The sequence below is a fragment of the Flavicella sp. genome (assembly GCF_029238425.1).
Lineage (GTDB): Bacteria > Bacteroidota > Bacteroidia > Flavobacteriales > Flavobacteriaceae > Flavicella.
In genome coordinates this window covers 1-3,731 of sequence record NZ_JAQWGB010000184.1, presented here as the reverse complement: position 1 = coordinate 3,731, position 3,731 = coordinate 1, and the positions used below count along the sequence as shown (strand labels likewise).

Below are 3,731 nucleotides of genomic sequence, written 5' to 3'. Positions count from 1 at the left end.
AGATTAGAACTTAAAATAATTTCGGAAACACCATCATTATCAACATCCATTTTGATACGGTCTAATTGCATAATATCATTATAACTACCATCCATCATCATTTTTTTGATTTGAGTATTAAAGTCGGCCATAATTTTTTCAGCATTTGGTACTTTTTTATTGATGGCAAAATGTAATGACTTTTTTGAATACGGTTTTTGAGCAATTTCTAGATATTTGTTCACATCATTTACTTGGTATTCTAGCATGTATTGAATCAATAAATTGTCTACTAAAAAATAATCTATCTCCCCAGAAAGTAATTTTTCTAAATTTTCTTGATTGTTTTTGCTGAAAACAAATTCAATTTTTTTGTTCGTGGTAATTTCGTTTCCATAAGCATACCCTTGAATAAGCCCAACTTTTTTACCTTCCAAATTAGGGCTTTCTACATTTGTATTTTTATTACCAACTAAAACAAGTTGATTCTGAAGATAAGGATCTGAAAACAACATTGTTTTTTCTCTTTCAGCTGTTTTCCATAAAGCAGCACTACCATCAAATGCATTAGATGCTATTCCTTCAATCACATCCCTAAATTTTAAAATAGAGGTTTTGCTCTCAATATTAGATTGTGAAAGCGCTTGATGTACAATTTCTAAGGCAATTGATTTTTCTTGTTCCGAGTTAGTGAAAGGGGGCCAAATATCTGACGCCAATTTTAATTCTTGGGCTGAGGTGATAGAGCTTGCTAAACAAAGAAAGCATATCAAGCTTTTTATAAAATAATTTTTCATAATTTTTTTGTTAGGTAATTTCAAAGATACATGATAATTTGATGAAATTCATGGGTCGGATTTAGTTTCATACTTATTTTTTTAGATGCTTTATAGATAAAAAAAATAGTTATTTTTGATTTTAAAACTAGCTTACCCTATGTCAGAAGAAAAATCGGTTTGTGAATCAAAGGTGTTCGAAGACCTGTACTCCAGTCATTCCAAATCTCTCTATAATTTTATTTATTATAAATGTGGAAATGAGGATCAGGCTGAAGACTTGGTTCAGGAAGCGTTTATAAAAATGTGGAATAACTGTGCGAAAGTAATTTTTGAAAAAGCAAAATCTTTTCTATACACCGTTGCGAACAATATGTTTTTGAATGAAGTAGCTCATAAAAAAGTGGTTTTGAAATACAATCAAATACCAACAACAGATGCTACAAATGAGGATCCAGAATTTATTTTAGAAGAAAAAGAATTTATGGTGAAACTTCAAAACGCAATCTCTGATTTGACAGAGGGTCAACGTGAAGTGTTTTTAATGAGTAGGATTGATAAAAAAAGTTATAAAGAAATTGCCGAGCTATTAAATATATCCGTCAAAGCCGTTGAAAAAAGAATGCATGGAGCACTTTTAAAAATGCGTGAAAAAATTAGTGATAAATTTTAAAGTTAAAAAAAACTAAAAAAAAAGGTAGGGTAGCTTATAAGTAAGTTGTTTTATTTACAAAGGATATAATTATGGAGCAAAAATACACAGACGATACTTTTTTAGCTAGATGGCTAAACAAAGACCTCAAAGAAGAGGAACGCATTGCTTTTGAAAAAACCGAAGAATTCAAGGATTACTCAAGAATAGTGGAGAAGATGGAGCTGTTTAAAGCACCAGAATTTGATCAGCAAGCTACTTTAAAGGCAATTCAAAATAAGGTAAAACAGCCCAAACAAAAAGTGAGAAAAATGGTGCCAAGCTGGTCTTATGCTGTTGCGGCATCGATCGCTTTACTTTTTGGAATTTTTTATTTTGTGGATAAAGAAACAGTGTACCAAACCTCTTATGGTGAACAGTTAGCAATTGTTTTGCCTGATGGTTCTGAAGTGCAACTAAATGCAAAATCAAAACTTACGCTAAACAAAAAAGATTGGGAGAAAGGACAGAGAAACCTGAATTTAAATGGAGAAGGATATTTTAAAGTACAAAAAGGTTCTAAATTTACTGTGGCAACAGAATTAGGATCTGTAAGTGTTTTAGGAACTCAATTCAATGTAAAAAGAACCAATGGCTATTTTGACGTAAAATGTTTTGAAGGAAAAGTAAAGGTTGTTAGTGCTGCTGATGAAGCGATTCTAACGCCAGGAAAAGGCTTCAAAAAAATTAAAGGACAAGCCGGAGAAGCAACTACTTTTGAAACAACAGAGCCGGGTTGGGTGTTAGGTGAAAGCACCTTTAAAAGCACTCCGCTAAAGTATGTTTTAAAAGAGTTAGAAAAACAATATGACATTACGATCAACTCGGAAAATGTAAATCAGAATCAATTGTTTTCTGGAAGTTTTACCAATAAAAATAAAGAAATCGCTTTACAAACAGTTTTTATACCTTTACAAATCGCGTATACGATTGGTGAATCAGGTAAAATAACTCTTAGTGAAAAGTAACAGATATTATTTTTTAATACTTTTTTTAGTACTTATAGCAAGCGGACAGGTTCAAGGGCAGGTTCAAAAAAACAAAAAAGAACAAACAGCCCTAAAAGAAATTTTAATTTCATTAGAAAAGCAGCATAAAGTTCGTTTTTCTTATGATGCTGAGCTGATTGAAAAATTTACTATTTCTAATCAAAAGGAAGAGGCAGACTTAAAAAAGGTTTTGTTATATCTTGAGGAAGAGACCAATTTAATTTTCGAAACTTTAGACGATAGGTATATCGTTATAAAACAAAAAGAAATTACCACGGACAATGTTGTTTGTGGTTTTCTTGTTGATCAAAATTCAGGCGCGCCAATTGCCAACGCAACGGTATGGGTAGAAAATAAAAATATTGGAGTGTCTTCTAATTCAGAAGGGTATTTTGAGTTGCATAAGTTGGAGTCAAACTGGGTTGTAAGAGTTGATTATCTAGGTTACTATAGTGTAGAAAGTCCGGTGTATAAAATGTTACACAATGATTGTAAAAAAATTGTTCTAACAGAAACGAATGAGGAATTACAGGAGGTTCTGATTAGTGATTATCTAACGCAAGGAATGTCTAAAAAAAGAGATGGGGCTATTCGAGTTTCTCCAAAGAATCTTGGAATTCTTCCGGGATTGACGGAACCTGATGTGTTACAAAGTCTACAACTGCTTCCTGGAGTTCAAAGTCCAGGAGAAACAGCTTCCGATTTGCATGTAAGAGGAGGGACACCAGATCAGAATTTGATTTTGTTTGATGGAATAAAAATGTATGAAAGTGGACATTTCTTTGGCCTAATTTCTTCATTTAATCCTTATGTAACTAAAAAAATTGAGTTTTACAGAAGTGGGACAAGTGCGAAATATGGAGAGCGCATAGGAGGGGTTTTGGACATTAGTTCTGGAGATGCCGTACCTGAATTTAATGGTGGGTTTGGTATGAATTTATTGCATGCTGATGCTTATGTAAAAGCTCCATTGTTTAATAATAAAGTAGGAATCATATTGTCTGGTAGACGCTCTTTAACCGATTTTTGGAATACGATTACCTATCAGAAATTTTCTGAAAGTGTATTTCAGAACACGCGTATTGTGGAGGAAGATACTGATGGTGAAAATGACATCTCTAATGTGAATAACAGTTTCTTTTTTCACGATTATAATTTAAAAGTAATTGCAGATGTTTCTAAAAAAGACAAACTTGTTTTTAGCAATTTATATAATAAGAATAACCTAGAATATTATTCAGAAAACGAGCGTTTTGGTGAAACAAATACAGACAATTTAGAAATTAAAAATAGAGG

Annotated in this window: 4 protein-coding genes; 3 read left to right on the top strand and 1 reads right to left on the bottom strand. The window is 32.1% G+C overall.

The annotated features are described in order from the left end of the window. On the bottom strand, nt 1–776 hold a 776-nt coding region (locus tag P8H68_RS12510; protein WP_300325724.1), incomplete at its 3' end, for a transporter substrate-binding domain-containing protein. A gap of 139 nt (nt 777–915) precedes the next feature. Here P8H68_RS12510 and P8H68_RS12505 point away from each other — a divergent pair. The 3 genes from P8H68_RS12505 to P8H68_RS12495 all read left to right on the top strand — a co-directional run. Next, a complete protein-coding gene (locus P8H68_RS12505; protein ID WP_300325723.1) occupies nt 916–1,428 on the top strand; it encodes a sigma-70 family RNA polymerase sigma factor in 513 nt (170 codons plus the stop codon). 71 nt (nt 1,429–1,499) lie between these two features. Beyond that, nucleotides 1,500–2,414: a FecR family protein gene (locus P8H68_RS12500; RefSeq protein WP_300325720.1), complete on the top strand. Its 915-nt coding sequence runs from the start codon at nt 1,500–1,502 to the stop codon at nt 2,412–2,414. Continuing rightward, on the top strand, nt 2,404–3,731 hold a 1,328-nt coding region (locus P8H68_RS12495; protein WP_300325717.1), incomplete at its 3' end, for a carboxypeptidase-like regulatory domain-containing protein. The genes P8H68_RS12500 and P8H68_RS12495, both read left to right, overlap by 11 nt.